This window comes from Streptomyces angustmyceticus, assembly GCF_040701845.1.
GTDB lineage: Bacteria > Actinomycetota > Actinomycetes > Streptomycetales > Streptomycetaceae > Streptomyces > Streptomyces angustmyceticus_A.
The window spans coordinates 66,048-92,258 of record NZ_JBFBHQ010000010.1; the positions used below are offsets into that span (position 1 = coordinate 66,048).

General features: G+C 73.0%; 28 protein-coding genes. 13 read left to right on the plus strand and 15 right to left on the minus strand.

All coding sequences use genetic code 11. From position 1 onward, the window contains the following. Positions 1-47 precede the first annotated feature (47 nt). Positions 48-707, minus strand: a complete 660-nt coding sequence (locus tag AB0411_RS22110; protein WP_366418995.1) for an endonuclease — start codon at positions 705-707, stop codon at positions 48-50. A gap of 216 nt (positions 708-923) precedes the next feature. Here AB0411_RS22110 and AB0411_RS22115 point away from each other — a divergent pair, with 216 nt between their 5' ends. After that, positions 924-2,009, plus strand: a complete 1,086-nt coding sequence (locus AB0411_RS22115; protein ID WP_366418996.1) for a cation diffusion facilitator family transporter — start codon at positions 924-926, stop codon at positions 2,007-2,009. Between the two features lie 18 nt (positions 2,010-2,027). Here the strand turns inward: AB0411_RS22115 and ligD are convergent, their stop codons facing one another. Both ligD and AB0411_RS22125 read right to left on the minus strand, forming a co-directional pair. Beyond that, the gene (gene ligD, locus AB0411_RS22120) at positions 2,028-2,966 is read right to left on the minus strand and encodes a non-homologous end-joining DNA ligase (protein ID WP_366418997.1); all 939 of its coding nucleotides are present in this window, start codon (positions 2,964-2,966) and stop codon (positions 2,028-2,030) included. 595 nt (positions 2,967-3,561) lie between these two features. Beyond that, complete coding sequence (locus tag AB0411_RS22125) at positions 3,562-4,317, minus strand: SDR family NAD(P)-dependent oxidoreductase (protein WP_366418998.1); 756 nt, start codon at positions 4,315-4,317, stop codon at positions 3,562-3,564. A 219-nt stretch (positions 4,318-4,536) separates the two neighbouring features. Here AB0411_RS22125 and AB0411_RS22130 point away from each other — a divergent pair, with 219 nt between their 5' ends. After that, positions 4,537-5,382 (plus strand): helix-turn-helix transcriptional regulator, encoded by an 846-nt coding sequence (locus tag AB0411_RS22130; RefSeq protein ID WP_366418999.1) that lies wholly within the window; start codon positions 4,537-4,539, stop codon positions 5,380-5,382. A gap of 25 nt (positions 5,383-5,407) precedes the next feature. Here AB0411_RS22130 and AB0411_RS22135 read toward each other — a convergent pair whose 3' ends face one another. After that, entirely contained in the window at positions 5,408-6,232 is an 825-nt protein-coding gene (locus tag AB0411_RS22135) for a helix-turn-helix transcriptional regulator (RefSeq protein ID WP_366419000.1), read from the minus strand. A gap of 187 nt (positions 6,233-6,419) precedes the next feature. On the opposite strand from AB0411_RS22135, the gene AB0411_RS22140 reads away from it, so the two are divergent. The 6 genes from AB0411_RS22140 (at position 6,420) to AB0411_RS22165 (ending at position 11,547) form a co-directional block, all read left to right on the plus strand. Next, on the plus strand, positions 6,420-7,157 hold the full coding sequence (locus AB0411_RS22140) for an SDR family oxidoreductase (protein ID WP_366419001.1): 738 nt from the start codon (positions 6,420-6,422) through the stop codon (positions 7,155-7,157). Positions 7,158-7,272: 115 nt separating this feature from the next. Next, positions 7,273-8,112 (plus strand): hypothetical protein, encoded by an 840-nt coding sequence (locus tag AB0411_RS22145; RefSeq protein WP_366419002.1) that lies wholly within the window; start codon positions 7,273-7,275, stop codon positions 8,110-8,112. Positions 8,113-8,210: 98 nt separating this feature from the next. After that, positions 8,211-8,612, plus strand: a complete 402-nt coding sequence (locus AB0411_RS22150) for a DUF7144 family membrane protein (RefSeq protein ID WP_366419003.1) — start codon at positions 8,211-8,213, stop codon at positions 8,610-8,612. Positions 8,613-8,638: 26 nt separating this feature from the next. Continuing rightward, positions 8,639-10,030, plus strand: a complete 1,392-nt coding sequence (locus AB0411_RS22155) for a DUF2252 domain-containing protein (RefSeq protein ID WP_366419004.1) — start codon at positions 8,639-8,641, stop codon at positions 10,028-10,030. Positions 10,031-10,183: 153 nt separating this feature from the next. Then, on the plus strand, positions 10,184-11,200 hold the full coding sequence (locus AB0411_RS22160; protein ID WP_366419101.1) for a Ku protein: 1,017 nt from the start codon (positions 10,184-10,186) through the stop codon (positions 11,198-11,200). Positions 11,201-11,319: 119 nt separating this feature from the next. After that, the gene (locus AB0411_RS22165; protein WP_086716430.1) at positions 11,320-11,547 is read left to right on the plus strand and encodes a DUF6458 family protein; all 228 of its coding nucleotides are present in this window, start codon (positions 11,320-11,322) and stop codon (positions 11,545-11,547) included. Between the two features lie 40 nt (positions 11,548-11,587). Here the strand turns inward: AB0411_RS22165 and AB0411_RS22170 are convergent, their stop codons facing one another. After that, the gene (locus tag AB0411_RS22170; RefSeq protein WP_366419005.1) at positions 11,588-13,126 is read right to left on the minus strand and encodes an alpha/beta hydrolase; all 1,539 of its coding nucleotides are present in this window, start codon (positions 13,124-13,126) and stop codon (positions 11,588-11,590) included. Positions 13,127-13,467: 341 nt separating this feature from the next. Here AB0411_RS22170 and AB0411_RS22175 point away from each other — a divergent pair, with 341 nt between their 5' ends. Together AB0411_RS22175 and AB0411_RS22180 are read left to right on the plus strand one after the other, a co-directional pair. After that, a complete protein-coding gene (locus AB0411_RS22175; protein ID WP_366419006.1) occupies positions 13,468-14,400 on the plus strand; it encodes a histone H1-like repetitive region-containing protein in 933 nt (310 codons plus the stop codon). Positions 14,401-14,406: 6 nt separating this feature from the next. Next, positions 14,407-15,411, plus strand: coding sequence for an SRPBCC family protein (locus AB0411_RS22180; protein ID WP_366419007.1), 1,005 nt, complete (start codon positions 14,407-14,409; stop codon positions 15,409-15,411). A 108-nt stretch (positions 15,412-15,519) separates the two neighbouring features. Here AB0411_RS22180 and AB0411_RS22185 read toward each other — a convergent pair whose 3' ends face one another. Continuing rightward, positions 15,520-15,846 (minus strand): plasmid stabilization protein, encoded by a 327-nt coding sequence (locus AB0411_RS22185; protein ID WP_366419008.1) that lies wholly within the window; start codon positions 15,844-15,846, stop codon positions 15,520-15,522. A gap of 366 nt (positions 15,847-16,212) precedes the next feature. Here AB0411_RS22185 and AB0411_RS22190 point away from each other — a divergent pair, with 366 nt between their 5' ends. Further along, a complete protein-coding gene (locus AB0411_RS22190; RefSeq protein ID WP_366419009.1) occupies positions 16,213-17,181 on the plus strand; it encodes an SDR family NAD(P)-dependent oxidoreductase in 969 nt (322 codons plus the stop codon). Between the two features lie 7 nt (positions 17,182-17,188). On the opposite strand, the gene AB0411_RS22195 is transcribed toward AB0411_RS22190, so the two are convergent. The 9 genes from AB0411_RS22195 to AB0411_RS22235 form a co-directional block, all read right to left on the minus strand. Beyond that, positions 17,189-17,362 (minus strand): CsbD family protein, encoded by a 174-nt coding sequence (locus AB0411_RS22195; protein WP_366419010.1) that lies wholly within the window; start codon positions 17,360-17,362, stop codon positions 17,189-17,191. Positions 17,363-17,379: 17 nt separating this feature from the next. Next, positions 17,380-17,787, minus strand: coding sequence for a gas vesicle protein K (locus AB0411_RS22200; RefSeq protein ID WP_086716425.1), 408 nt, complete (start codon positions 17,785-17,787; stop codon positions 17,380-17,382). Then, complete coding sequence (locus tag AB0411_RS22205; RefSeq protein WP_260637460.1) at positions 17,774-18,025, minus strand: gas vesicle protein; 252 nt, start codon at positions 18,023-18,025, stop codon at positions 17,774-17,776. Before AB0411_RS22205 ends, AB0411_RS22200 begins: the two co-directional genes overlap by 14 nt. Beyond that, positions 18,022-18,837, minus strand: coding sequence for a GvpL/GvpF family gas vesicle protein (locus AB0411_RS22210; protein ID WP_366419011.1), 816 nt, complete (start codon positions 18,835-18,837; stop codon positions 18,022-18,024). Before AB0411_RS22210 ends, AB0411_RS22205 begins: the two co-directional genes overlap by 4 nt. Next, positions 18,834-19,397, minus strand: coding sequence for a gas vesicle protein (locus AB0411_RS22215; protein ID WP_437042909.1), 564 nt, complete (start codon positions 19,395-19,397; stop codon positions 18,834-18,836). Before AB0411_RS22215 ends, AB0411_RS22210 begins: the two co-directional genes overlap by 4 nt. An 84-nt stretch (positions 19,398-19,481) precedes the next feature. Then, positions 19,482-19,733, minus strand: coding sequence for a gas vesicle protein GvpG (locus tag AB0411_RS22220; RefSeq protein WP_086716421.1), 252 nt, complete (start codon positions 19,731-19,733; stop codon positions 19,482-19,484). 9 nt (positions 19,734-19,742) lie between these two features. Beyond that, complete coding sequence (locus AB0411_RS22225; RefSeq protein ID WP_366419012.1) at positions 19,743-20,456, minus strand: GvpL/GvpF family gas vesicle protein; 714 nt, start codon at positions 20,454-20,456, stop codon at positions 19,743-19,745. A 3-nt stretch (positions 20,457-20,459) separates the two neighbouring features. Continuing rightward, positions 20,460-20,909, minus strand: coding sequence for a gas vesicle structural protein GvpA (locus tag AB0411_RS22230; RefSeq protein ID WP_366419013.1), 450 nt, complete (start codon positions 20,907-20,909; stop codon positions 20,460-20,462). 88 nt (positions 20,910-20,997) lie between these two features. After that, complete coding sequence (locus tag AB0411_RS22235) at positions 20,998-21,396, minus strand: gas vesicle protein (RefSeq protein ID WP_366419014.1); 399 nt, start codon at positions 21,394-21,396, stop codon at positions 20,998-21,000. A gap of 290 nt (positions 21,397-21,686) precedes the next feature. On the opposite strand from AB0411_RS22235, the gene AB0411_RS22240 reads away from it, so the two are divergent. Together AB0411_RS22240 and AB0411_RS22245 are read left to right on the plus strand one after the other, a co-directional pair. Continuing rightward, a complete protein-coding gene (locus AB0411_RS22240) occupies positions 21,687-23,813 on the plus strand; it encodes a SpoIIE family protein phosphatase (RefSeq protein ID WP_366419015.1) in 2,127 nt (708 codons plus the stop codon). A gap of 117 nt (positions 23,814-23,930) precedes the next feature. Continuing rightward, positions 23,931-26,210 (plus strand): polyprenyl synthetase family protein, encoded by a 2,280-nt coding sequence (locus AB0411_RS22245; RefSeq protein ID WP_366419016.1) that lies wholly within the window; start codon positions 23,931-23,933, stop codon positions 26,208-26,210. Position 26,211 lies beyond the last annotated feature (1 nt).

The following is a 26,211-nucleotide window of genomic DNA, read 5'->3' on the forward strand; positions in this document are numbered from 1 at the left end:
GGGCGGCTGTGCTCCCGGGCGCAGGGCCGGTGCCGGCCGCCCGCAGGTCAGGACCCCGCCGCCGCCCGTACGTCCTCGACGACCGAGCGGTCGAGGGCCGCGCGCACCAGGCCGGAGGCGAAGGCGGCGGCATCGTCCGGCCCGACCAGCCGGGCCAGCTTCCGGCCGTCGCCCGGCAGGCCCAGCCGCTCCGCCCCCTGGACGGCCTTGGCGTCGAGATACGGGGCGAGTTCGGGCCAGACGCCCTGCACCTCGCGCAGGAAGATGTCGCAGCCCGCGGGCCCCAGGCCCGGCACCTTCCGCAGCGCGCCGCGCAGCGCGGCGGTGTCGCCGCCGGCCTCGTCCCGCATCCGCCGCAGATCGCCGCCGTAAGTGTCCAGCAGCAGTGCGGCGCCGTCACCGAGCTGGGTGGCGGTGCGCTCGTCGTAGCGCCGGTAGCCGCCCTCCCCCAGGGCGTCGACCCGTTGCTGCCAGGTCGCCTCCGCCATCCGCCGCGGCGTGCGCATCCCCGCGTCGAACAGGGCGCGCGCGGACGCGACCGCCACCGACGCGCGGATCCGCGCGCTGAGCAGCCCGGCCAGTACCAGCACCTGGTACAGCGGCTGCGGTGTGTTGCCGAGGCGGATGCCGCTCTGTGCCGCGAAGGTCTCGCCGTGCCGCCCCAGCAGGGCGTGCGCGAGGGCCCGCTGTCCGCCGCGGGGACTCATGGCGCGCCCCCGGTACATCGCCGCAGGTCGCAGGGGGAAGTACGGGCCACGCGCTGTCCTTTGCCGGTCCGTTGGGTGGTGTGCTGTCACCGTCCCCGGTCCGCACGGCGGGAAACCGCCGCTGCTCCATGGGGCGCAACGGCGCACCGGGTGCGGAGCCACGCCCCGGCGGCTACGCTCGCGGCGGCTGTCCCACCGACGACGGGGAGGCGACGCTTGTCCCGGCACGCTGAGGCCGCGCACCACGCCACCGGACACCCCGCCGGCCGCCCCGACGGGGGCACGGACCAGGAGGACGCCCGGACCGCCGTCACCGTCTTCGTGGCGCTCGGCGCCAATCTGGTGATCGCCCTGGCCAAGCTGCTCGGCGGGCTGTTCACCGGCTCACCCGCGCTGCTCTCCGAGGCCGCGCACTCGGTGGCCGACAGCCTCAACGAGATCTTCCTGCTCGCCTCGCTCAAACGCAGCACCCGCGCGCCCGACAGCAAGCACCCCTTCGGCTACGGGAAGGAACGGTACTTCTGGTCCCTGCTCGCCGCCGTCGGCATCTTCGTCATGGGCGGCTGCTTCTCCTTCTTCCAGGGCATCGAGGCGTTGCGCGCGGACCACGCGGAGACCCGTACGGGCTATGTCGTCGGCCTCATCGTGCTGGCCGTCGCGCTGGTCGCCGAGGGCTCCTCGCTGATCCGGGCGCTGTCGCAGGTCCGCGGCCGGGCCCGGCAGGCCGGTCAGAGCATGCGGAAGGCGATCCGGTCGGCCGACGACCCCGCGCTGCGGACGGTGCTGGCCGAGGACTCGACCGCCTGTTTCGGTGTGGTGGTCGCCATGCTCGGCGTGGGACTTCACATGATCACCGGCGAGGTGCAGTGGGAGGCCTGGGCATCGATGATCATCGGCGCCCTGCTGGTGTTCGTCGCCTACCAGCTCGCCAAGGAGTCGCGCGGCCAGATCATCGGGGAGGCCGCCGACCCGGCGCTGCGCCGGGCCCTCCGGAATTTTCTGGAGGAACAGCCGGAGATCGACACCGTGACCACCCTGCTGTCGATGCGGCTGGGGACCCGGTCGACGCTGGTCGCGGCCCGTGTCGACCTCGCCGCCGGACTGGACAGCGAAGAGGTCGAGGAGGTCCTGGTGCGGCTGAAGACGGCCGTCCGGGAGCGATGGCCGATCGCCGACCAGGTCTTTCTGGACGTCACCGAGGCCTCGCCGGGGGACCGGGCACGGGCCCACCGGGAGCGGCGCCACCTGGACGCGGCGGTGGACGGCGCGCCCGAAGCGGACGAGGCGGAGCCGGGGCCGTGAGGCCCCGGGACGAGCGGCTCACCGCAGCGCGTCCAGCCGCCGCCGTGCCGGACGCAGTGAACACCCCCGGGCCGGCACCCCGGACCAGGGCCGCGACCCCGCCTGCTCCAGGACGGCGGCGACGTCCTGCAACGACCAGCTCTGCGCCGTGAGGTGCGGGTCGTCCAGCTGCTCCCGGCTGATCGGCGCGGCGACCGGGGCGCCCGCTTTCGGGCGCAGCGACCAGGGGGCGACCGCGGTCTGCGCGTAGGCGTTGCGCTGGACGTCGAGGTAGAGCCGGTCGCCGCGCGACTTCTTGCGCACGGCGGTGGTGAGCCGGTCCGGATGACGCTCCGCCAGCACCTGTGCCACCTGCTGGGCGAAGCCGCGTACCGCGTCGAAGTCGCCCGCGCCGTCCAGCGGAACGGTGACATGCAGCCCCTTGGACCCGGTGGTCATCAGGAGGGACGGCAGGCCGAGCTCGTCGAGCAGCGCGCAGAGCTGCCGGGCGGCCTCGCGTACCGCCTCGAAGTCCGGGCCCGGCGGGTCGAGGTCGAACACCAGCCGGTCCGGGTGGTGGGGGCGGCCGGCGCGCGACAGCCAGCGGTGGAACGTGAGGCATGCCTGGTCGGCGAGGAAGAGGAGGGTCGCCTTGTCGTCGCAGACGGTGTGGGTGACGGTGCCGCCCTCCTTGGCGACCCGCACCCGCCGGATCCAGTCGGGATAGTGGTCCGGGGTGTCCTTCTGCATGAACTGCGGGCCGCCCGGCCCCTCCGGAAGCCGTTCCAGCATCAGCGGCCGCCCCCGCAGCTGCGGAACCATCGAGGCGGCCACCCGGCGGTAGTAGCCGACCACGTCGGCCTTGGTCAGGCCGTCGTCGGGGAACAGCACCTTGTCCGGCCGGTGGATCTCGACCGTGCGGCGGCCCGCGCGCACGGTGTCCGTTCCCGTGCCTGTGCCGCTGTCCGAGGTCTTCATGCGGGCGGGGTTACCCGCTTTGGCCCGTCGTACGCTCGCGCATCCGGGTGGCGGGGCACGCGGGGCGTCCGTTCGCCTCCCGTGTCGCCGGGCGCCCCGCGGGGTCGCAGAGTGTGGGGTGGGCGGCCCGTGCGCCGGTACGCCCCGTGCCCGTACGCCGGTACGCCCCGTGCCCGTACGCCGGGCAGCAGAGTGCCCGGCAGCCGGGTGCCGTGCGGACCGCTTCCGCATGGTCGGCGCGGGACCGGCAAGGAGAGCAGCATGCCGCAGCGGTGCGAGCGTGCGGCGCTCGGCCGCCGAGGAGCGACGCAGGAGGAGGAGATGACGGTGCGACAGCCCCCAGGACCGCCGGGCCCCGGCCATCCGGACCCGGTGCCGCCCACTCCCGGTCCGGGCCCCGGCCCGCCCGGACCCACGCCGGGCCCGGCACCCGGCCCCGTCCCCGCCCCGGGACCCGATCCCGTACCTCCTGCGCCACCGACGCCCGAGCCGGACCCCGTCCCCCCGAACCCGCCACCGCCGACGCCGGGCCCGGAGCCCGGCCCCGCGCCCGGCCCGGTCCCCGCCCCGGGCACCGCCCGGCGGGCGCGCGGCGTCAGTGGGCGGTGAGCCCGCCGTCGACGACGACTTCGGAGCCGGTGACGAACGAGGACTCGTCGCCGGCGAGGAAGAGCATCGCGGGGGCGACCTCGTCCGCCCGGCCCGCACGGGCCATGGGCGTGCGCACGATGTCCGGCTGCCGGTCGCCCTGTTCGTCCAGCAGGTCCTGGATCATGGGCGTGGCGATCACGCCGGGGTGGACGGAGTTGACCCGTACGTTGTCGCGGGCGTACTCGACCGCCGCGGTCTTCGTCAGCAGACGGACGGCGCCCTTGGACGCCGTGTACGCGGCAGCGGCGCCGCCGCCCACCAGCCCCAGCACCGACGAGGTGTTGATCACCGACCCGCGGCCGCTCGCCCGCAGGAGCGGCATGGCCGCCTTCATGCCGAGCCAGGTGCCCTTCTGGTTCACCTCGACGACCCGGTCCCAGGACGTCTCGTCGGTGTCCTCGATACCGGGCCAGTCCACGATGCCCGCGATGTTGACGAGGACGTCGAGGCGGCCGAAGCGCCGGCGCACGGTGGCGATCACGGTGTCCCAGGCCCGGGCCGAGGTGACGTCGAGGACCGCGGTGACCACCTCGCCCCCGTGCTTGGCGAGCCGTTCCCCCATCTCCGCGAGCGGCTGCCGGTCCACGTCCGTGAGGACCAGCCGCGCCCCCTGCCGCGCGAAGAGTTCGGCGGTTGCCGCTCCGATGCCGCCGGTCGCGCCGGTGATCAGCGCGACCTTGCCGTGCAAACGTCCGCTCATGGGCTGAAGTCCTCGTCTCCGTCGTCCTGTTCCTTCGCCGGGCCGCCCCGTGCCGTGCGGCAGTGGATGCCGCCTCGTGGGGGGGGCCGGCGGCGGGGCGCATCCGGGACGCCCCGCCGACCGATGCTGCGCGGGCCGCCGGGCCCCGGCCAGGTCGCATCGTGCCCGGGTGCGTCACACCCAGGCACCGCGCCGGGCCCGCGGCCTAACCTGACGGGCATGGCTGACAACGACCTCGGAGACTTCCTGCGGGCCCGCCGGGCGGGCGTGCGGCCACAGGACGTCGGCATGGCGAGCTACGGGCTCCGCAGAGTCAGCGGACTGCGCCGCGAGGAGGTCGCCGTCCTGGCCGGTGTGAACGCGGACTACTACACCCGCCTGGAGCAGGGCCGCGAGCGCCACCCCTCACCGCAGGTGCTCGATGCCCTCGGCCGCGCCCTGTGCCTCGACGCGGACGCCAGGACACATCTGTTCCGGCTGGCCGGGGCCGTCCCCGACGACCGGTTCGCCCCCACCGTGGAGACGGTCAGCACCACCCTGGGCCAATTGATGGACGGCTGCCCGCACACCCCGGCGTTCGTGATCAACCGGGCCCTGGACATCCTCGCCGCCAACGCCCTGGCCGACGCCCTGTATTCCCCCTTCGAGCCCGCCGACAACCTGGCTCGTATGGCGTTCCTCGACCCCGCGGCCCGGCCCTTCTACGCACAGTGGGACTGGACCGCCGAGGTGACGGTGGCCAACCTGCGCCAGGCGGCGGGGCTCGCACCCGACGACCCGCGGCTGCGCGAACTCCTCACCGTCCTCACCGGGCACAGCGCGGAGTTCACCCGCCTGTGGAACACCCATACGGTGCGCGGCAAGACCCGCGACGCCAAGCACTTCCTCCACCCGGACGTCGGCCCGCTCACCCTGACCTACCAGGCCTTCGACGTCCGCGACGCCCCCGGACAGCAACTCGTCGTCTACCAGGCCGAACCGGAGAGCCCCAGCGCGCACGCGCTCAGCCTCCTCGGCTCCATCCACGCCACCCGCCGTCAGCCCGCCCCGCGCCCCCGGCCGTAGGCCCTGCCGCGCTGCCGCTTCGTCCTCACGTCGTCCGCCCCGTCGCCCTCGTGGGCGTCGCGGCCCCGTCGTCGGAATAGATCACCAGCGTCTGTTCCGGCTGCCCGGCCAGGTGGAACGCGGTGTAGGCGAAGTCGACCGTCCCGCGTCGCGGGTGCCGCAGCCGTTTGCGGCCGCCGTGCCGGTCCTGGACGTCGTACCGCGGCCACCAGTCGCGCACTTCCGGGCTGCCCGCCTTCAGCTCGTCGATCAGCCGGGTGTAGCGGGGGTCGCCCGGGTGGCGTCCGGCCAGCGTCCGCAGCCGGGCGAGCAGGCCGCGGGCGTCCGGCTCCCAGTCGACCAGGACGTCCCGGGCCGCGGGATCGAGGAACACCCAGCGGGCGAAGTTCGCCGGCCGGTCCGCCGCCGCGGTGAGGTTCGGGAAGAGCTCGTCGGCCGCCGGGTTGCAGCTGAGCACGTCGTAGGTGCCGCCGATGATGTAGGCCGGGTGCGGCTGGAGCAGGAGGGGCACGGCCGCCACCTCGGCGGCGAGCGGCTCGGGTTCCTCCGCTCCGGCCGCGGGTGCGTGCCCGGCGAGGCGGCGCAGATGCCCGCGCTCGTACGCGTCGAGGCGCAGCACCGAGGCCAGGGCGTCGAGCACCTGTTCCGAGGCGCGGATGTCGCGGCCCTGTTCCAGGTACGTGTACCAGGTGGCGCTGATCCCGGCGAGCAGCGCCAGTTCCTCCCGGCGCAGCCCCGGCGTCCGCCGCCGGGAGGTGGCCGGCAGGCCGACCTCCTCGGGGGTGAGCCGCTCCCTGCGGCTGCGCAGGAATGCGCCCAGTTCACGGCGTTGCTCCGGCTGCCTGTGCATGGTGGCAATTCTAGTTCCAGAATAAACGCATTCTGGATACCAGGCTCAGCTCCTCGCAGACTGGGTTCCGCGTGGGGGTCATGGGCTCTCACCGCGGTCTTCCCGGCGCCGGGCGGCCCCGGGTGCGCCGCGGCGTTCCGGGCGTGCGCCGGCACCGGCAGCGAGCGAGAAGAAAGAGGAAGACACCATGGCGGGAATCGACGGCAAGGTCGTGGCGATCACGGGAGCGAGCAGCGGCATCGGTGAGGCGACCGCGCTGCTGCTCGCCGAGCGGGGCGCCCGGCTCGTGCTCGGCGCGCGCCGGACCGAGCGCCTCGCGGATCTGGTGGCGCGGATCGAGGCGTCGGGCGGCACGGCCGTCCGGACGCGCACGGACGTGACCCGGCGGGAGGATCTGCACGCCCTGGTCGCCCTGGCCGTCGAACGGTTCGGCCGGCTCGATGTGCTGGTCGGCAACGCCGGGGCCGGTACGATCTCGCCGCTCGACGATCTGCGCGTCGACGAGTGGGACCGGATGGTCGACGTCAACCTCAAGGGCGTCCTGCACGGCATCGGCGCGGCGCTGCCGGTCTTCCGGGCGCAGGGCACGGGCCACTTCATCACCACCGCCTCCACGGCCGCCTTCCGCGTCGTCCCGGCCATGGCGGTCTACGCCGCCACGAAGGTCGCCGTCCGCGCCCTCTGCGAGGGCCTGCGCCAGGAGGCCGGTGACGCCCTGCGGGTGACCACCGTCTCGCCCGGTGCAATCCACACCGACTTCGCCGAAGCCTCGACGAATCCGCAGGTCAGAGCGCAGATCGCGGAGATGAGGGACCGGCTAGCGATACCGCCGGAGGCGATCGCCCGCGCCATCGCGTTCGCCGTCGAGCAGCCGGCGGCCGTGGATGTGAACGAGATCGTCGTCCGGCCCACGGCCCAGAGCTGAGCCCGCTCCCCCCGGCGGCTCCGCACCGGCCGGGCAACGTCCCGCCCGCCCCGACGACGCCACGATCCGACGAGGCGTTACCGGCTTTCCCGTACGGGATCGTTAGGCTCGGCGGGTGGGGAATTCCGAGGAGTGCGCCGAACGCGCGGGGCCGTTCACCACCCGGCTGACCTGGCGTCTCGATGCGGGTGACACCGCCGTCTGGGAGTCGCGGGCGGCCCGCAAGCGCGGGACCCTCGCGGTGCGGCCCGCCGGGGCCACCCGGAGCAGCCCGCGGCGCGCCGACGAGGCGACGCTGGTCCGGCTGCGCCGGCTCAACGGCACCGCGGCGGTCTCCTTCGTCGTCGGCGGGGCGCTGTTCGCCCTGGGTGCGGCGCTCGCCCAGTTCGACTCCGCCGGCCCCACCGCGACCGCCACGATCTACTTCGTCGGCGGCGTGTTCTTCACCCTGGGCGGCTACGCCTCCCTCGTCCAGGCCATCAACGCTCCGCGCCGGGAGAGCCGGGCGGGTGCGCTGACCGTGCACCGCTTCCGGTGGTGGAGCTACGAGCCGGGCCGGATCGACTGGGTGAGCACGTTCGTGCTGTTCGCCGGAACGCTGGTGTTCGGCGTCAACCTGCTGGATTCGTTTCTGCAGGGGCTCACGGTCCAGCAGATGAACCGGCTGGTCTGGGCGCCCGACATGATCGGTTGCCTGCTGTTCCTGATCTCGGGGCAACTGGCGGTCGTCGAGGTCTGCCACCGTCCGCTGTGCCTGCACCGGCGCAGCATCGGCTGGTGGATCGTCGTGGTCAACCAGCTCGGGTCGGTGCTCTTCATGGTGGCCGCACTGGCCGCCTTCACCCGGCCGGAGACCCGGAGCCCGGTCAACGTCGGCATCGCCAATGGGGGGACCCTCACGGGAGCGCTGTGCTTCGCGGGGGCCGGGGTTCTGCAGGCCTTCGAACGTCCCTGACATGCGGCTGACCGGGTCGTGTGCCACCGTTGACTGCACTGCACGACGGTCGGCAGGTCCGGTTCGGACGGCCAGGTTTCTCAAGTGAGGAGTGACCCATGGCCACTCAGAAGCACAGCGTGGGCGGTTGGACCGCCTTCGCCGCAGTTCTGATGATCTTCGGTGGCGCGATGACCTTCCTGGAGGGCATCTCCGCCATCGCCCAGGACCACCTCTTCGTCACCACGCGGAACTACGTGTTCTCCTTCAGCCTCACGGGCTGGGGATGGATCCACCTCATCCTGGGCATCGTCATCCTGCTCGCGGGTGTCGCCCTGCTCGCCACCGGCGCGCTGTGGGCGCGGACGATCGGTGTCATCCTGGCGGGCTTCGGCGCGCTGGCGAACTTCCTGTGGATCCCCCACTACCCGTTCTGGGCGATCGTGCTGGTCGCCATCAACATCTTCATCATGTGGGCACTGTGTACGGGCAACCACCATCACGACTCGGTCTCCCGGTGACCTGAACCACCGATCCGGCCTGGGCCATGACCTCCGTACCCACCCCGCAGGAACGCGCGGAACAGGGCAGGGCACTTCGCTCCGAAGTGCCCCGCTCGCGTCATGCGGAGTTCACTGCCACGCCCGCCCGTGACGATCCGGTGGACATCATCGAGCGGCAGTCGGCCCTGCGGGTAGCGGAGTTGGTGCCGCTGCGCTACGGCCGGATGCTGGAGTCACCCTTCCGCTTCTACCGCGGCGCCGCCGCCATCATGGCGGCGGATCTGGCCACCACCCCGTCCACGGGGCTGCGCACCCAGCTGTGCGGGGACGCCCATCTGCTGAACTTCCGGCTGCTGGCCTCCCCCGAGCGCCATCTGATGTTCGACATCAACGACTTCGACGAGACCCTTCCCGGGCCCTGGGAGTGGGACGTCAAACGGCTGGCGGCCAGCTTCGCCATCGCGGGGCGGGGGAACGGCTTCCCCGAGAAGGTGCGGACCGGCATCGTCCGGGCCGCCTGTGCGTCCTACCGCGAGCAGATGCGCAGCTATGCGGACATGCGCACCCTGGAGGTCTGGTACGCCCACGCCGACATGGCCGACGTGGAGGCCGAGGAGGCCGAGCAACTGGACGACCGGGGCCGGGCGGCGCTGTCCCGCACCATCGCGGAGGCCCGTACGCGCGACACCGTGCAGGCGTATCGCAAGCTGACCCGCAGGAGCGGCGGTCAGGTGCGGATCGCCGCCGATCCGCCGTTGATCGTGCCGCTGGACGATCTGCTGCCGGACCTCGAGCGGGACCAGCTGGTGGACCAGATCCACGGCATGGTCCGGGGCTACGCCCGCAGTCTGCGGTCGGACCATCGCCGGCTGCTGGAGCAGTACCGGGTCGTGGACGTGGCGCGCAAGGTCGTCGGGGTCGGCAGTGTGGGCACCCGCTGCTGGATCGTGCTGCTGCTCGGCAAGGACCTGGACGACCCGCTGCTGTTGCAGGCGAAGGAGGCGGACGAGTCCGTGCTCGCCCCCTACGCCGGGCAGGGCCCGCACACCAACCAGGGCGAACGCGTCGTGGCCGGCCAGCGCCTGATGCAGGCCGCGGGCGACATCTTCCTCGGCTGGGAGCGGACCACCGGCATCGACGGGCGTCAACGCGACTTCTACCTGCGCCAGTTGCGTGACTGGAAGGGCATCATGCCGACGGATGCGATGGTGCCGACGGGCATGCGGCGGTTCGCCGTGCGCTGCGGGGCCACCCTGGCCCGCGCGCACGCCAGGTCCGGCGACCGGATCGCGATCGGCGCCTACCTCGGCAGGAGCAGCGTCTTCGACGACGCGGTGGCACGGTTCGCGGAGCGCTACGCGGACCGCAACGAGCTCGATCACCAGGCGCTCAGGGAGGCGGTACGGGAGGGCCGGGTGACGGCCGCGTCCGCCTGAGCGGCGGGGCGGCAGGTCGGCGGGGCCTTGCCCGGGCGCGGCGCCGGTGGCGGGCCACCGTCACCCGATCGGCACGCCCGGATTCGTAGGAGATGTACGCCCCGTCCGCCCCGCCTAGCATGGTGCCGAATGGCTCCGAAGAAGGCGGCCCCCATGCGCCCCACGGCGAAGTTCTCCATCAGCTTCGGCCTGGTCACGATCCCGGTCGCCGCGTACAACGCCACGGACAGCTCCACCTCGGTCAGCTTCGCGCGGATCCACACGGCGGACGGCGGGCGGGTGCGCAACCAGCCGGTGTGCTCGCTGGAGGGCATCGAGATCCCGCCGGACGAGATCGGCCGGGGCTACAAGCCCGAGGGCGGCGACACCGTCGTACCGCTGAGCGACGACGACCTGGACGCGCTGCCGCTGCCGACCGCGAAAACGCTGACGATCCTGGCCTTCGTCGCGGGCGGCGACATCGACCCGCTGCAGATGGGCAAGGGCTACTACCTGGGCATCGACAGCCCCGCCGCGGCCAAGCCCTATGTCCTGCTGCGCGAGGCGATGGAGCGGCACCGGCGCGTCGGGCTCGGCAAGATCGCGCTGCACGGGCGGGAGCAGCTCGCGATGATCCGCCCGATGGAGGGCGCGCTGGTCATGCAGGTGCTGCTGTGGCCGCACCAGATCCGCCCGATGGACGGGGTACTGCCCGAGCGGCAGGCGGAGGTCGCCCGCAACGAGGTGTCGGCCGCCGAAGCCCTGATGGACTCCTTCGGGGAGCTGTCCGAGGACGATCTGCACGATCACTACCGTGAGGCGCTCGAAGAGATCGTGGCGGCGAAGCTGGCGCATCGCGAGCCGGAGTTCCCGGAGGGCGAGGAGCGGCCGGCTGGTCAGGTGATGGACCTGATGGCGGCCCTTCAGGACAGTGTCCGCGCGGCCAAGAAGTCCCGCGGCGAGGAGGCGGACGAGGGCGCGTCGGGCGGTGCCGGGCCGGGCCGGGCCGCGAAGAAGGGCACGGCGAAGAAGACGGCGAAGACCGCAGCGGCGTCGGAGGCGAAGCCGGGCGCGAAGAAGTCCGCCGCCGCGAGGAGCACCGCCAAGAAGACCGCCGCGACGAAGGCCGCCGCCGAGAAGTCGGCCCCGGCGAAGAAGACCGCGAGCAGGGGCGGACGGCGGGCCGGCTGAGCCCCCGTCGGAGGCGACCCGTCCGCCCGCCACCCGGAAATCCGCACATAAGGTGCCCGCGCCGGGGTACGCGCCCCTCAACAGGCCTTGACGACCGAACAATTACGGAGGCTGACGCCATGGGTATCGGCGGGTGCATCGGTCTGCTCGCGGTGGGGGCCATCCTCACGTTCGCCGTCGACTGGCACATAGCCGGGATCAATGTCGACCTGGTGGGGATCATCATGATGATCGTCGGCGTCATCGGCCTCGCCACGTACGTGAGCATCCTCAAGCGGCGGCGCACCCAGCCCCCGTCCCCCGGCGCCCCCGTCGTCGACGTGGAGGACAACCGCTACTACCGGTAGTCGCCGGCACGGCCCCCGCTCCGCCGCCGCGGGTCCGCCCTCAGCCGCAGGAGACCGGGCCCTTCGGCAGCGTGCCGTCCAGCAGGAAGTCCTCGACACGGCGCTGCACACAGGGGTCACCGGTGGTGTAGGCGGCGTGCCCCTCCCCGCGGAAGGTCAGCACGACGCTGGAATTGTCCAGCTCACGGGCCATGTTGAAGGCGCCTTGGTACGGGGTCGCCGGATCGTTGGTGGTCGCGACGAGCAGCATCCGCGGTGCGTCGGGCGCCGCGACGTCACGGGAGGCGTCGTCGCCCGCAACCGGCCAGGAGTAGCAGTCCAGCAGGGTCGGCGCGATGTCCGGGCCGAACAGCGGTGAGGCCTTGGTGAGTTCGCGCTCCGCCCGGGGGTAGTCGCGTCCGTCGTAGCGTTCGGAGGTGTCCCGGCAGGCGATCGCCCGGAGGGAGAGCTGGTCCTGCGACGGCAGCTCGTCCTGGCCGACCCGCCGGGCCGGGACGGCGGCGTTGCGGGCGGCGCTGCTGCCGCCGGTGTCGCTCAGGCGGAGGATCCCCGAGGCGTCGCCGCGTCCCAGCTGCGCCAGCGCCTGGCGCAGCTGGGGCCAGTCGCTCCTGCTGTACATCGCCTCGCGCAGGGCGTACACATAGCTGGTCTCGTCCACCGTCTCCCCGTTCGCCTTCATCGGCCGGTCACCCAACTTCCGGTACCAGTCGCGGAGTTGGTCCTGTGCCTTGTGCTCGTCGGTGCCCAGCGGGCAGTCCGTGCGGCGGGTGCAGTCGGCCGCGAAGTCGTCCAGCGCCCGCTGGAAGCCCCGGGCCTGGGACAACGCGGTCTGCCAGGTGTTCTTGGTCGGGTCCTCGACGCTGTCCAGGACCATCCGGCCGACCTTGCGGGGGAACTCATGGGCGTAGACGGCACCGAGCTTGGTGCCGTACGAGAACCCCAGGTAGTTGAGCTTGTCGTCCCGGACCGCGGCGCGCAGGACGTCCATGTCCCGGGCGACATCGGGGGTGCCCACCCACCGCAGCAGCCCGCCGGAGTAGCGGCCGCAGGCGTCGTTGATGCGCTTCTCCTTGGCGGCGAGGCTGTCGGCGCCGCCGGCGGACGGGGCGAGCTTGCTGCCGCAGGAGACCGGGTCGGTGTGGCCGGTGCCGCGCGGGTCGAAGCTGACGATGTCGTAGCGCTGTCCCAGACGGGCGAAGGCGCTCCCGCTGTCGATCAGATAGTTGACGCCGGAAGCACCCGGGCCTCCGGGGTTGATGACCAGCGAGCCGAGCCGCTTGCCGGGCCCGGTCGCCTTCAGCCGGATCAGCTGGACCTGCATCGTGCTCTGTTCGGGGTTGCGGTAGTCCCGCGGCACCTCCAGGCGGGCGCACTCCAGCCGCCCCCGAAAACCGGGCGGCTGTGCCGCGCTGTCGGTCGTCGCGCCGTTCTGCAGGTCCTTCCCGCAGTGTTCCCACGACAATTTCTGCTGGTAGAACGAGGTCAGATCCGGGTCATCGGCTGCCGCGGCGGCCGGAGTTCCGCCGAACGCCGCCAGCAGTGCCACCACCGCCGCAACGGCCAACGGGCGCGCGGACATCCGGCGCCCGCGAACACACCGCGCTCCCCCTACTCCCACACGAGACGGTGCACGGCGCGTTCCGGGCATACCTCCGAGCCTAGGTGCGTCACCCGGCTCCCGCACACCTGCCGTGACGCGCCGCCGTTCACGCCGCGCGACACCCGTACGACCCGCCGTGCACCCCGCCACGCAGCAGGACCGGATACCTCCTCAGGGTGACCGCGCAGAGCCCTCCGGACCGCTCGAGATGCGCCTGTCAGGACTCCGATCACTCTGGAGATAGGGCAGCACTCCGCCGCTGTGTGGCGGCGCCCGCACGAACGCCGATCAGCACACGTCCGGGAAAGGGTGACGCACCCATGAATGACGGAACCAAGGTCCTGCTGGCCGCCGCACTTGCCGGCGGCTATGTGCTGGGCCGTACGAAGAAGGGCCGGTTCGCGCTCACGGTGGCGTCGTATATCGCCGGACGGCAATTCGGGCTCGAACCACGCCAGCTCGTGACCCAGGGGGTACGCAAACTCAGCGAGATCCCCCAGGTCGCCGAGCTGGGGGACCAACTGCGCGGAGAAGTGCTGGACGCGGGCCGCAAGGCCCTGACGACGGCCGCCAACCGCCGTCTGACGGGCCTCGCCGACACCCTCCACGACCGCTCCCTCAAGCTCGACGGCATCGGGCTGGAACCGGAGGAGGAAGAGGAAGAGGAAGAGGAGGACGAGGGGGAGTACGCGTACGACGAGGAAGAGGAGCCGGAGGAGGACGAGGAGGACGAGTACGAGGAGGACGAAGAGGAAGAGCCCGAGGAGGAGTACGAGGACGAGGAAGAAGACGAGGAAGAGGAAGAGGAACCGGAGGAGGAGCCCGAGGAGCCTCCGGCACGGCGCACCGCGGGGGCCGCCGGGAAGAAGGCCGCAGCGGGACGGGCGGGCGCGAAGAAGACCACAGCGAAGAAGACCGCGGCGAAGAAGACCGCCGCCAAGAAGGCGGCACCGGCGAAGAAGACCGCCGCCAAGAAGACCACGGCGGCCAAGAAGACCGCCGCCAAGGCCCCGGCCAAGAAGGCGGCACCGGCGAAGAAGGCCGCGGCGAAGAAGACGGCAGCCAAGAAGACGGCCGCGAAGAAGGCCCCGGCCAAGAAGACCGCTGCCAAGAAGACGGCCGGGAGGACCGCGGCGAAGAAGGCTCCCGCGAAGAAGGCTCCCGCGAAGAAGACCGCCGCGGCCAAGAAGTCAGCACCTGCCGCGAAGAAGACCGCCAAGAAGACATCATCGCGCTCCGAGCGCCGGAGGTAACCGGTCATGGCCAAGACGGGACAGGACAACGCGGACTCGGGACTGGATCGGCTGCGCGGCGAACTCGGCGACTACGCCACGAAATGGGTGGGGAACCTGGCCGAGAAGGCCGGCGACAAACTGATGGATGTGACGGGGCAGCTCACCGACGTCGCGGAGAACGGCGGATCGCTGTCCAAGATCGCGGGAAATCTCCTCGGCGGCGACTCTCCTGTCAAGGCCGCCGTCAAGGGGACCGCGGAGAACGTCAAGGACACCGTGGTGGACAAGGCCAAGGGTCTCTTCGGCGGAAAGAAACGCAAATCCGGGGACAAGAAGGTCACCAACATCATCGAGGTCCTGGATGTCGGGGTGCCCCTGCGTACCGCCTACGACCACTGGACGCAGTACGAGAAGTTCAGCGGCTTCACCAAGGGTGTGCGCAATGTGTCGCTGCACGACGAGACGACCAGTGACTGGAAGGCCAAGGTCGGCCCGTCCACCCGGGGATGGAAGGCAACCGTCCAGGAGCAGGTGCCTGACGAACGCATCATCTGGACATCCGAAGGTGCCAAGGGCTCGACCCGCGGTGCCGTCAGTTTTCACGAACTGGCGCCCAACCTGACCCGCATCGTGCTGGTCGTCGAGTACTACGCCTCGGGATTCTTCGAGAAGACCGGCAATGTCTGGCGGGTCCAGGGACGTCGGCTCCGGCTGGACTTCAAGCATTTCCAGCGCTACGTCACCCTCACCGACGAGGAGCCCGAGGGCTGGCGCGGCGAAATCCGTGACGGCGAGGTCGTCCGCACCCACGAAGAGGCCGTGGAGGACGAGGAGGCCGAAGCGGCCGAGAACGAAGAGGGCGAGGAAGAAGAAGCGGACGAGGAGTACGACGGCGAGGAGGGGGACGAGGAGTACGACGAGGACGAAGAAGAAGCGGACGAGGACGAGGAAGAGCCCGAGGAGGAGTACGAGGACGAGGACGAACTCGCTGATGAGGAGGAAGAAGAGGACGAGGAGGAAGAGGAGTGAGCAGGCCGGCACATGCCGCGGTCGTGCCGGGCGGCGGCACCGTCGCCGGGCGGCCGCCCGTGCCATACGGACGGCCGCCCGGCGCCGGCTGACCCCTTCGGGGGCCGCTCAGCGGCCGAGGGCCCGGCGCAGCTGCTGCTTGTCCATCGAGGAGCGGCCGTCGATCCCGCGCTTCCTGGCCTCCTCGTACAGCTGGTCCCTGGTCGGCCCCTGGGCCCCACTGTGGGAGCGTTCGCCGCCCCGCTGCGGGGCGGACTTGCGGTCCTGGGTGGAGACCCGGCTCGCCGTGCGGGATTCGCCCGCGCGCGCCCGCTCCTTGTTCACGGTGCGTGCGGCGATCTCCTTGGCCCGCTTCGTGGAAGCGCCCCGTTCCTCGGCGCCCTCCTTGATGTGCTCGTACTGGCGCTCGCGCTTCTTACTGGAACCGGCAGGCATGCTGTCCTCCTCGACCTGGGCAGGTGGCTGCCGCACCGGGCCACGGGCACGGTGCGGTCGCCGTACCGTGTACGGCACCTTCCACTTCAGCCCGGATGGCCGCGCCGCGCTACTCGGAGCGCCGGGTGGTGCCCGGGCCGCCTGACTGGCCGAACGCTTCCCTGCGGCTGCCCCGGGCGCCGTCGCCCCTGGCCGCCCGGGATTCCCGGCCCGAGCCACGGGCGAACGCCCAGTTCAGCGGCGGGTGGGCGCAGTACGCCGCGCCCCGGCGCCCGTTAGCGTCGGAGGGAGCAGGCGACCGGTGCCGCGGTGTCCCGCGGGACCGGGCCCGTCTGCGCCGACCGGCGCCCAAGGGAAGGGATCGTCATGCGCGCGCTCCTGGCCGCTCCCCCGATCGAGGGGCTCACCGCCGTCGTCACCGGCGGCTCGCGGGGCCTCGGGCTGCTGCTGGCCCGCCAATTGCTGCGGCGCGGCTGCGACGTGGTGCTGCTGGCCCGCGACGACGCCGAACTCGGCAGGGCCGTCGCCCGGCTGGCCCAGTGGCGCGGCGGCACGGTGCGCGGTGTGGTGTGCGATGTGCGGGACCGGGCCGCGGTGCACGACCGGCTCGCGGAGATCGCCCGGGACCACGGCGGGCTGGACATCGTCATCGCCAACGCCGGCATCATCCAGGTCGGGCCGGCGGAGGCACTGGGACCCGACGGGTTCCGCGACGCCATGGACTCCGTCTTCAACGGCGCCCTGAACACCGCGCTGGCCGCGCTCCCCCACCTCCGGCGCAGCCCGGCCGGCGGCAGGCTGGCTCTCATCGGGTCGGTCGGGGGGCTGCTCGCGGTGCCGCATCTGCTGCCGTACTCCTGCGCCAAGTCGGCGGTGGCGGCGCTGGCCGAGGGGCTGCACGCGGAGGAGGGCGCGCACGGTGTGTCCGTGACGGCGGTCCACCCCGGGCTGATGCGCACCGGGTCGCATCTCCATGCCCTCTTCGGCGGGGACCGGCGCCGGGAGTACGCCTGGTTCTCGGCGCTGGCGGGGGCCCCGGTGCTGTCCATGAACGCCGAGCGGGCCGCGGAGCGCATCGTCTCCGCGGTGCAGCGGCGGCGCCCGCGCATCGTGCTGACGCCGGCCGCCCGGCTCGGCGCCAGGGTGCACGGGCTGGCGCCGGTGGCCACCACCCGGCTGACGTCGGCGCTCGCCCGGGTGCTGCCCCGTGACGGCGCCCGCGGCACCGTCGACGGGTCCACGGTCGCGGCAGGGGAGCAGCCGCCGGCCCGGCGGCTGCGCAGTGTGCTCGGCGCCCTCAACGAACGGGCCGCCGACCGCTTCAACCAGCGCTGAGGGCGCCTCAGTGCCGGAGGGCGTCCCTGCCCTTCTCCACCGTCTGCCTCATGCGCCCCATGGCCTGTTCCGCCCTGCCCCGTCGTTGCAGGCTCTTGTTGCCGAGCGCCTTTCCGGTCCGCTCCTTGGCCATTCCCTCGACGATCTGGCCGATGTTCCTGGTCTTCTTCCCGATGCCCATGTCGTGCTCCTCCCTGGTCATTCGGCGGGTGGCAACAGCGTCCCCAGCGGCCCGAGATCCAGGTTCAGGTCCTGCATCGTCAGGTCGTAGCGGGCGCAGAGTTCGACCATCCGGTCGTGGAGAATCATCAGCGTCGCTCCCAGGCGCTCCTCCTGTTCCTCGGTGAGGTCTCCGGCGTCGACCCGTTGCAGGGCCTGGCGTTCCATGAGCTGGCGCAGCAGCTCGACCAGGGTGAGGACGAGCTTGATCAGGTCCCGCTCCACCGTGTCGGGGTCGGCGCTGACCCGGTGGGCCGGCCTGGGCGGTCCCGGGCCGGACGGGGGCCGGATGTCCTGCGGTGTCGTGGGCAGCAGCCGGAAGGCGCGGGCGGCCGCATCGGCGACATCGTCGAAGCGGCTCCCGGGGCGGCGGTCACCGGCTGTCATCGTCGTCCCCCGCCAGGGGTGCGGTGGCGCGCCACGGGGACGGGTTCTGTTCGCTGATGGAGACGATCAGCGCGCGCAGCGAGACGCGTACGAGGTCGATGTCGGCGATGGACAGGACGATGTCGCCGGTGAGGACGACGCCTCCGCTGAGCAGCCGGTCCAGCAGGTCGATCAGGGCGATCTGCCGGTCCGGCAGTGGCTCGTCCGCCCGTGCCGGCGGTCCGCCCGCCGGCCTCACGGGGCGGCCCGCTTCAGCGGTGCGGCTTCGGGGGGCGTGGCGAAGGAGTACGGGGCCCAGGGGCCGGTGACCTCGACGCGCACCCCGGAGCGCCCTTCACCGGCCCGGAGGACGTCGGCGCGGAAGCTCTCGCCGTGCTCCAGCGGCACCAGGTAGGCGTCGTTGATGACGTTCTCCCCCGGGCCGCGGGCGAGTTCGCCCTGCTGCACCCGGTGCTGGACCCGGTCGACCGCATGGCCGCGGGCCGCGTCCTCGACGCGGCGGGCGACCTCTTCGGCGTCCCGGTAGGCGTCTTCGCGGGCGTGCCGCTGGGCCTTGCGGTGGCTGAGGTAGGCCCGCCCGGGGCTCAGGTCCGCGTCCGCGGAGGGCGTCGCCGGCCGGTCGGTGGCCGCGGGGGCCTCGACATAGATCTTGACGCCCCACTCCGTGTGCGCGGCGAGGGCCGACAGCCGGTCGGCGAACGCCTCCTGGCGGGCGTCGAGCATCTGCCGCACCCGCTCGTCGTCGAGGTAGACGGTCGCCAGCCGGAGCGGCAGGACGGTCGTCCGGGCGGCCAGCGCCTCGATCACCCGGTGGTGGGCGCGCGCCACCGACTCCAGCCACTCCAGGTCCTCCAGGTGCGCGCGCAGGGCGGTCTCTTCGAAGTCCGGCTCCGGGACCGGGCCCACCGCGACCACCACCTCACGGTGGTGCGGCGCGCGGACCAGGTGCACCGGTCCGTCCGCGACTCCCGGCAGGCCGCCCAGTGCCTCCTCCAGCGTGCCGTCGGCGTCCTGCGCGACGGCATAGGCGTAGGTGACGACCTCGTTCATGAGTCGTCCCGCCGCTTGCCGCGGGAGCCGGGCGCGGCCCGTTTGCCACGCGGGGAGCGGGAGGTCCGCGCGGGACGTGCGGGGCGGCGGGAGGCGGCGGGCCGGCTCTCCTCCTCGGACTCCTCCGCCTCGGCCTCGCCGTCGTCCTCGGCTTCCTCCTCGTCCTCGGCCTCGTACTCGGCGTCCTCGTACTCCGCTTCGCCCTCGACCACCGGCAGTTCGCCGCCCTCGCGCAGGGCCGCGATCTCGGCGCGCAGCCGTTGGTTCTCCTCCGCGAGCGAGTGGTGACCGTCGGCGGCACGGGAGGAGAGCGACGGGTCGTGCTCCCACCAGTCGATGCCCATTTCCTTCGCCTTGTCCACCGAGGCGATCAGCAGGCGCAGTTTGATGGTGAGCAGTTCGATGTCCAGCAGATTGATCTGGATGTCGCCCGCGATGACGATGCCCTTGTCCAGGACCCGCTCCAGGATGTCGGCGAGATTGGCCGAGGAGCCCTGGCCGCTGTACTGGCCGGCCCTGGACGGGTAGTCCCCCATCCTCCGGGCGACGGGTTCGTTCACGGCCGCTGCACCTCGATTCCCTCATCTCCCGGCGTGGGGACCGGACCGCGGGTCCGGGCCCCGCCGCCGCGCCGGCCGCCGCGGTCAGGTGTCGGTGCCCTGGACATGTGCCCTGATCTCGTCCAGCTTGTCCAGCAGTTCGTCCTCGCGCCGGTCGAACGTCTCCTCGTCGATGTCGCCCGCCAGCAGCGCCCGCTCCAGCTCGGCGAGTTCCCGCTCGACGGGTTCGGGGTCGTAGTACTCGTTCTCCGCTGCCTCCAGGGCGCGTTCCATGACCCAGGCCACGCCGCGCACCGGCGCCAGGGGAAGGGTGGCGAGTTGAGTCAGCAGGCCCATGAGAACTCCCTACACAAAGCTGTACGCGGGCAGGGGGCCGAGCAGCCGGAGGTCGAAGTCCTCCCCCAGCTCCTTGGCGAGGTCCTGCTCCGCGCCGACGAAGCTCTTCTCGTTGTCCCGCTCCACCAGGAAGGACACGCTCAAGAAGTCGTTCCCGGTGGGCTGAGACGTGCGGTCCTCCCGGGCGAACCCCTGCAGCCCGTCGAGGACTTGGGCGGCGAGCCGGTCCTGGCGTGCCTGCACTTCCCGGGAGACCATCTCGCCGAGGGCGAGCGGAAGGTCGGGGCCGCCGGTGCCGCTTCTGATCTGTTCGTTGAGCGCGCGGGCCTCGTCCGACTCCTGGAGGATCTGCCGCAGCATCGCGTCCTCCTCCTGGGCGGCCTTGAGGTGGTATTCGACGCACCCCTCCAGCGCCGCCAGCCGCTCGGAGAACTCCTCCACCCGCTCCTTGAGCACGGCCAGTACGGCCTCGTCGTCGGCGGTCGTGAAGCCGAACTGCAGGGGCAGTACGGTGCCGTCGGCCATCAGCCGTTCCTGGACGGCCTGGTGGGCGGCGAGGTCCCGGCGTTTGGGACGCAACTCCTCGGGTGCGTCGCTCACGACCGCGGACAGCTCCTTGCTCTTCACGGTGCGGAGCGTGGACGGGGGGTCTCCCACGCCGTGCAGGTCGTCCAGCTTCCGTGGATGGGTGGACGCGACGATGGAGTAGACGTAGACGGACATCGCTCACTCCTTCCGGCGCCGGGCCGGCCGGCGAGCCGGGCGCTCGCGCCGCCCGGCGGGCTCCTTGTGGCTCTCCTCGCGCTCCTCGTCGTCGCCGCCCTTGAGGGCGTCGGACACCGCTTCCGCGGCCCCGGACAGGGCGCCCTTGGCCTTGCCGTGCGAACCGCCCTCGGTGACCTCGCCGACCAGGTCGGTCAGCTGGGAGGGCGCCTTGCGCCCCTCCTCCAGGTCGAGGCGGTTGCAGGCCTCGGCGAAGCGCAGGTAGGTGTCGACGCTGGCCACGACGATGCGGGCATCGATCTTGAGGATTTCGATACCCACCAACGACACGCGCACGAAGACGTCGATGACCAGACCGCGGTCCAGGATCAGATCGAGAATGTCGTAGAGATTTCCGGAGCCCCCTCCGCCGCCGGTGGCGACGGGTCCTCCGCCTTGCGGCACCACAGTCACGGTGCCTCCCTTCACCGGCCCGCCCCGGCCTGTGCGGAGCGGCCGTGTCGTTCGCCTGGCGAACGGTCCGCCGCGGCTCGTCCCGGCCTCAACGCCGGTCGATCTGGCCTCGGGTGTAGCGGCGGGTGCGCTCGTAAGCCACCAGTTCGCCCTCCTTGTCGAGCACCACCCGGTAGGTCGCCATCACGCTGGTGGTCCCGGGGACCCGTTCCAGCTCCAGGACTTCCACGTCCGCCTGCCAGCCGTCCTCCGTCGGCTTCACCGAGGAGACGGACTCGGGCGCCCGGCCCAGCAGCTCCTTGAGCTGCTCGGCCGCGTACCGCATCGCACGTGGCGCGGAAACGCGACGGGCCGTGCGCTCCGTTTCGCTTTCGCTCTCGCGGCTGCCGGCCCGAACACTGCTGGATTTCCTGGCGGTCTTCCTGGCGGTCTTCTTACTGGACGGACGCCGGACTTCTCCGGTCTCGTCCTCGTCGTCTGCGGCCATGTTCCCTCTCCGAGATCGGAGGCGACATGCTGCCCGCGTCCCTGCTACGAGACGCCATTACATGATATACGGGCTGAGCTCAGCGCATCTTGGGCTGGTCAGGGCCTTACCGGGAGGTATCGGGCAGGTCTGCGCGCGAGTGCCGCGGCCCGGTCGGCGGCGTAACGTCGGCACTGTCCCGGGAAGACGCCGTGAGAGTCCCGGGAGAGAGGTCATGACGGTCTCGGCACGGGGAGAACCGGCGCGCCGGAGTGAGTCCCGATGGCACGACAGCTGTCCGAAGGTGTGCGGTGACCGGCGGCGCCGGATCCGATCCGGTGGGCCGGGCGCTGCTGCGCGCGATGCGGGACACCGGGGCGTCCGCGGGCGGGCTGTACGTACCGGCGGACGAGGAGCCGGTCCTGCGGCTGACGGTCATGATCGGGCTGCCGGCCCCGTTCCTGGAGCCGTGGAGCCGAGTGGCGCTGGCAGCGCCGATCCCGGTCGCCGTCGCCGCCCGCGAACGGCGGCTGGTGTGGGTCGGCGGCCAGCAGCAGCTGGCCCGTGACTTCCCCCGTACCGCGGTGGCCGTGCCCTATGACTTCTCGCTGGCGGCGGCTCCGGTGGGTGAGGGGAGCGGCACCCGGGGCGCGCTGCTCCTGCTCTGGCCGGCCGGCCATGCACCGCGGCTGTCGGCGGGCGAACGCCGGGCGGTGGCGGCCTCGTGCCGGCGCCTGGCGGCGCTGCTGGACGCGGGCCGACGGCCCGACGGCGCGTCCCCCCGCTGTGCCGCCCCACGGGTGCTGTCCGTCCCGCCGGTCCGGACCCTGGGCCCGGACGAGGCGCAGGCGGCGGGCGACTACCTGGAGCGGCTGCCCGGCGGCTGCTGTGCCCTGGACCTGGACGGCCGGATCACCCTGGTCACGACCGGCGCGGCGGAGCTGCTCGGCGAGCGGGCCGACCGGCTGATCGGCTCGCGCCCCTGGGAGGTCCTGCCGTGGCTGCGCGACCCGGCCTTCGAGGACCGCTACCGCGCCGCGGTGATCAGCCGTCGGCCGATGCCGTTCACCGCCCTGCGGCCCCCGCACCAGTGGCTCACCTTCCGGCTGTTCCCGGACGCCACGGGCCTGAGCGTGTGGATCAGCCCCTCGGACAAGGACTACGGGCCGGTGGAGCCCGCTCCCACGCCGGCGGAGGTCGTGCCCGCGCGGGCCGGCCAGATCTACCACGTGCTGCACCTCGCGGCCGCCCTCACCGAGGCCGTGGGCGTCCAGGACGTGGTCGGTCTCGTCGCCGACCAGATCGTGCCGGCGTTCGGGGCCCAGGGCATGCTCATGTACGCCGCCGAGGCGGGCCGGCTGCGGACCATCGGCCACCGCGGCTACCCCGCCGAGGCCGTCGCCGCCTTCGAGGGCGTCGCCCTCGGCGCGGCCCACAGCCCCGCCGTCCGGGCCCTCGCCACCGGCGAGCCCAGCTTCTTCACCACCCCCGAGGAGATGGAACGCGACTACCCGGGGCTGCCGCGGCTGACCGGCAAGGCGGCCCGCGCCGTGCTGCCGCTGATCGTGTCCGGCCGCCCGGTCGGCTGCTGCATCCTCGCCTACACCCAGCCGCGCACCTTCACCCAGGAGGAACGCCAGGTCCTCACCTCGCTGGCGGGCCTGATCGCCCAGGCCCTCGACCGGGCCCGCCTCTACGACACCAAGCAGCAACTGGCACACGACCTCCAGGCCGCCCTGCTTCCGCACGGCCTGCCCTCGGTACCGGGGTTCGCCGTCGCCGCCCGCTACCTCCCGGCGACCCGCGGTATGGACATCGGCGGCGACTTCTACGATCTGATCCGCCTCGGCGACGACAGCATCGCCGCCGTCATCGGCGATGTGCAGGGCCACAACGCGGCCGCCGCCGCCTTCATGGGACAGGCCCGCACCGCCGTCCGCGCCTACGCCACCGCGGGCGCCTCCCCCGCCGGGGTACTGGCGCGGACGAACAAGCTGCTGAACGACCTGGACCCGGATCTGTTCACCAGCTGTCTCTACGTCCACATCGACCTGCGCACGCGGCGGGCCTGCCTGGCCGGCGCCGGCCATCCGCCGCCCCTGCTCCGCCACCCCGACCGGCACACCACGGTGCTGCACGTGCCCCCGGGGCTGCTGCTGGGCGTCGAGCCCGATGCCCGGTACACCGCCACGGAGATCACCCTGCCGCCGAGGTCCGTACTGGCCCTCTACACGGACGGCCTGGTCGAGACGCCGGGGGCCGATCCGGAGCGCTCCGTGGCCGACCTCGCCCGGCGCCTCAACGACGCACCGCCGGTGGGGCCCGAGCGCCTCGCCGACACCCTCCTGGAGTACCGGCAGGACGACGCGGACCGGCAGGACGATGTGGCGCTCATGCTGCTCGCCGCCTTGCCGGCCGGGCCGTGGACACCCGGCTGACCCCTGCGCGCGGCGCGGCACGGCGGTGCACTGCCTTGGTGTGACGTCATGTCACCCGGCCCTCCCCCGGCTGCCCGGCTTCCGTTTCCTTCGGTGGGCCGGCTCGTTGAGGCAGCCGTGGCAGCTGCGGAGAGTGGAAACGGCCGGGCCGGAGGCGGTGCCACGGAGCCCGGCGCCCGGGCGGGACGGTGGCAGCTGGGCTGCCGGCTGGTGACGGGAGCCGGGGAGGAGTACGTCGTCACGGCGTCCCTGGTGCGCCGGCGCCGCACGACGGTGGACGGGTCCCCTCGGTGGGGGCACGGACTGGTCCGGTCGTTCATCGATGTGGGGCGGCGCCGCCACCGGGCCCAGTCGTGGGCGGACCGCGGGGCGGTCGCCGTCCTGCGGGCAGCGGCGGCCGGTGCCTCGGGGACGGACGCCCTGGTGCGGGCGGCCCTGCTGGAGGCGTTGGCCGACGGGCTGCCGGTGGCTCCGGACCGGCTGCTGGCGGAGCCGGTGCGGGTGGGCAGCGGCCCGGGCGATCCCGGCCGGGCCGGCCTCGACCGGGCGGACCTCGTCCTCGGCGAGGCGGGGGCATGGCGCGCGGCGGACGGGGGCGGGCACCGGCTCACGCTGCACGGCGAACCGGCCGAGTGCGACCTGGTCTTCGCGCCCCGGGCCGCCCTCGGTGCCGAGGAGCCGGACGACGACGGCCCGGGCGGCGCGCACTGCGACGTCACCGGCCGGATCACGGTGCCGGGCGCACGGGACGCGGTCGTCGTCTCGGGCGAGGGGTGGTACGCGTCCGGCGCGGAGGACGGCCTGCTGGCCGAAGTCCCGTGCGGGGGCCGGGACATCGGCCGCCGGCGCCTCATGGTGTTCCTCGACGACGGCTGGCGGGTGACCGCCGGCGGCGAGGAGCACGTGGAGACGGCCTCCCGCACGGTGACCGGCCGGCGGACCTGGCTGACGGCGCACGGCCCCGACGGCCGGGCGGTGCCGGCGGAGGACGTCCGGCTGCGCCCGCACCGTCCCTGGACGTCGCTGTCCACCCTGAACCGCTACCCCACGTCCTGGGAGATCGCTTCGGACCACCTCCGCCTGCGGCTCCACGTCACCGCGCACTTCCCCGACCAGGAAGTGCGCACCATGCTCACCGGCCAGGGCTTCCTGTGCGCGGCGGCGCGGGTGAGCGGCACCCGGGCCGGGCGGCCGGTGACGGGCTGGGCGGTCGTCACGGCGGTGCCCGCGCAGCGGATCGGGGACCTGGAGGAGTACCTGGGCCGGCTGCAGGAGGTGACCCGGCGCGAGGTCCGCCGGCTCTACCCCGACCGGCCGTCGCCCGCCCTGACGACCTCGCTTCTCGGCGGGACGGGCGCCTCGCTGGACGGCTTCGCGGACACCGCGGTGCACGAGTCCCTGGTACGTCCGGTGCGGCACCTGGCCGATCCGGGCGGCCGGGGGTGGCGGGCCTATGTGTGCTGTGCCGCGATCGAGCTGCTGGGCGTGCGCGCCGACCGGTTCGCGCCGCTGCTGGCGGCGGTCGAGGTGATCCACAGCGCCAATCTGGCCATCGACGACATCCAGGACGGCGCGCTGCACCGCCGCGGTGTACCGGCCGTGCACCGGGTCTTCGGGGTGCCGGCGACCGTCAACGCCGCCACGGCCGCCTACTTCGCCCTGGACCGCGTCATGGACGAGGTGCTGCCCGACGACGACCGGCTGCGGCTCGCCGTCTGCCGGACGTATCTGCGCATGCTCCGGGCCGCGCACGGCGGCCAGGCCCTGGACCTGGCCGGCCACACGGCGGAGATGGACGCGGCGGTGGCCTCCGGTGACGCGCGGCCGCTGCTGCGGCGGCTGCGGGCGGCCCACCGTTTCAAGACCGGTGTCCCGGCCCGTGCCTTCGCGGAGCTCGGCGCCCTCGCCGCGGGCGCCACCGGCACCCGACCCGCCGCGATCGGGGCGTACTTCGAGGCGGTGGGCACGGCGTACCAGATCTCCGACGATGTGCTCGACGTCCTGGGCGCCACCGCGCCGCGCTCCGGCGGGCGCCGCAAGCACTCCGGCGAGGACCTGCACGCGGGGAAGGTGACGATGCCGCTCGCCCATTGCGTCGGCCGGCTGCCCGCCGACCGGATGGGGCAGCTGTGGAAGGCCGTGCGCGACGGCGGGGCGACGGCCGGCACCGTCCACGAGGTGGCCACCGCCATCGCGGACTGCGGCGCCGTCCTGGCCTGCCGGCAGGAGGCCCGCGTCCTGGTCGACGACGCCTGGCACCGGCTGGCTCCCCTGCTGCCGGGCTCCCCGGCCAAGATCATGGTCCGCTCCCTGGGGCGGTACGCGGCCCTGCGCGAGGCGGAGGTGCCGGCCGACGCGCCGGGCCGGGACCCCGCGGAGGGCTCCCGGCGCGGGTGAG

Bases quoted from the DNA above. Each gene is read 5' to 3' on its own strand.
- AB0411_RS22210 (WP_366419011.1), bottom strand. From the start codon at position 18,837: ATGAACGAGGTCGTCACCTACGCCTATGCCGTCGCGCAGGACGCCGAC.
- AB0411_RS22185 (WP_366419008.1), bottom strand. From the start codon at position 15,846: ATGCCTGCCGGTTCCAGTAAGAAGCGCGAGCGCCAGTACGAGCACATC.
- AB0411_RS22155 (WP_366419004.1), top strand. From the start codon at position 8,639: ATGACCTCCGTACCCACCCCGCAGGAACGCGCGGAACAGGGCAGGGCA.
- AB0411_RS22235 (WP_366419014.1), bottom strand. From the start codon at position 21,396: ATGGCCGCAGACGACGAGGACGAGACCGGAGAAGTCCGGCGTCCGTCC.
- AB0411_RS22150 (WP_366419003.1), top strand. From the start codon at position 8,211: ATGGCCACTCAGAAGCACAGCGTGGGCGGTTGGACCGCCTTCGCCGCA.
- AB0411_RS22125 (WP_366418998.1), bottom strand. From the start codon at position 4,317: ATGAGCGGACGTTTGCACGGCAAGGTCGCGCTGATCACCGGCGCGACC.
- AB0411_RS22220 (WP_086716421.1), bottom strand. From the start codon at position 19,733: ATGGGCCTGCTGACTCAACTCGCCACCCTTCCCCTGGCGCCGGTGCGC.
- AB0411_RS22175 (WP_366419006.1), top strand. From the start codon at position 13,468: ATGAATGACGGAACCAAGGTCCTGCTGGCCGCCGCACTTGCCGGCGGC.
- AB0411_RS22200 (WP_086716425.1), bottom strand. From the start codon at position 17,787: ATGACAGCCGGTGACCGCCGCCCCGGGAGCCGCTTCGACGATGTCGCC.
- AB0411_RS22130 (WP_366418999.1), top strand. From the start codon at position 4,537: ATGGCTGACAACGACCTCGGAGACTTCCTGCGGGCCCGCCGGGCGGGC.
- AB0411_RS22180 (WP_366419007.1), top strand. From the start codon at position 14,407: ATGGCCAAGACGGGACAGGACAACGCGGACTCGGGACTGGATCGGCTG.
- AB0411_RS22110 (WP_366418995.1), bottom strand. From the start codon at position 707: ATGAGTCCCCGCGGCGGACAGCGGGCCCTCGCGCACGCCCTGCTGGGG.
- AB0411_RS22135 (WP_366419000.1), bottom strand. From the start codon at position 6,232: ATGCACAGGCAGCCGGAGCAACGCCGTGAACTGGGCGCATTCCTGCGC.
- AB0411_RS22165 (WP_086716430.1), top strand. From the start codon at position 11,320: ATGGGTATCGGCGGGTGCATCGGTCTGCTCGCGGTGGGGGCCATCCTC.
- AB0411_RS22140 (WP_366419001.1), top strand. From the start codon at position 6,420: ATGGCGGGAATCGACGGCAAGGTCGTGGCGATCACGGGAGCGAGCAGC.
- AB0411_RS22225 (WP_366419012.1), bottom strand. From the start codon at position 20,456: ATGTCCGTCTACGTCTACTCCATCGTCGCGTCCACCCATCCACGGAAG.
- AB0411_RS22195 (WP_366419010.1), bottom strand. From the start codon at position 17,362: ATGGGCATCGGGAAGAAGACCAGGAACATCGGCCAGATCGTCGAGGGA.
- AB0411_RS22170 (WP_366419005.1), bottom strand. From the start codon at position 13,126: ATGTCCGCGCGCCCGTTGGCCGTTGCGGCGGTGGTGGCACTGCTGGCG.
- ligD (WP_366418997.1), bottom strand. From the start codon at position 2,966: ATGAAGACCTCGGACAGCGGCACAGGCACGGGAACGGACACCGTGCGC.
- AB0411_RS22160 (WP_366419101.1), top strand. From the start codon at position 10,184: ATGCGCCCCACGGCGAAGTTCTCCATCAGCTTCGGCCTGGTCACGATC.
- AB0411_RS22190 (WP_366419009.1), top strand. From the start codon at position 16,213: ATGCGCGCGCTCCTGGCCGCTCCCCCGATCGAGGGGCTCACCGCCGTC.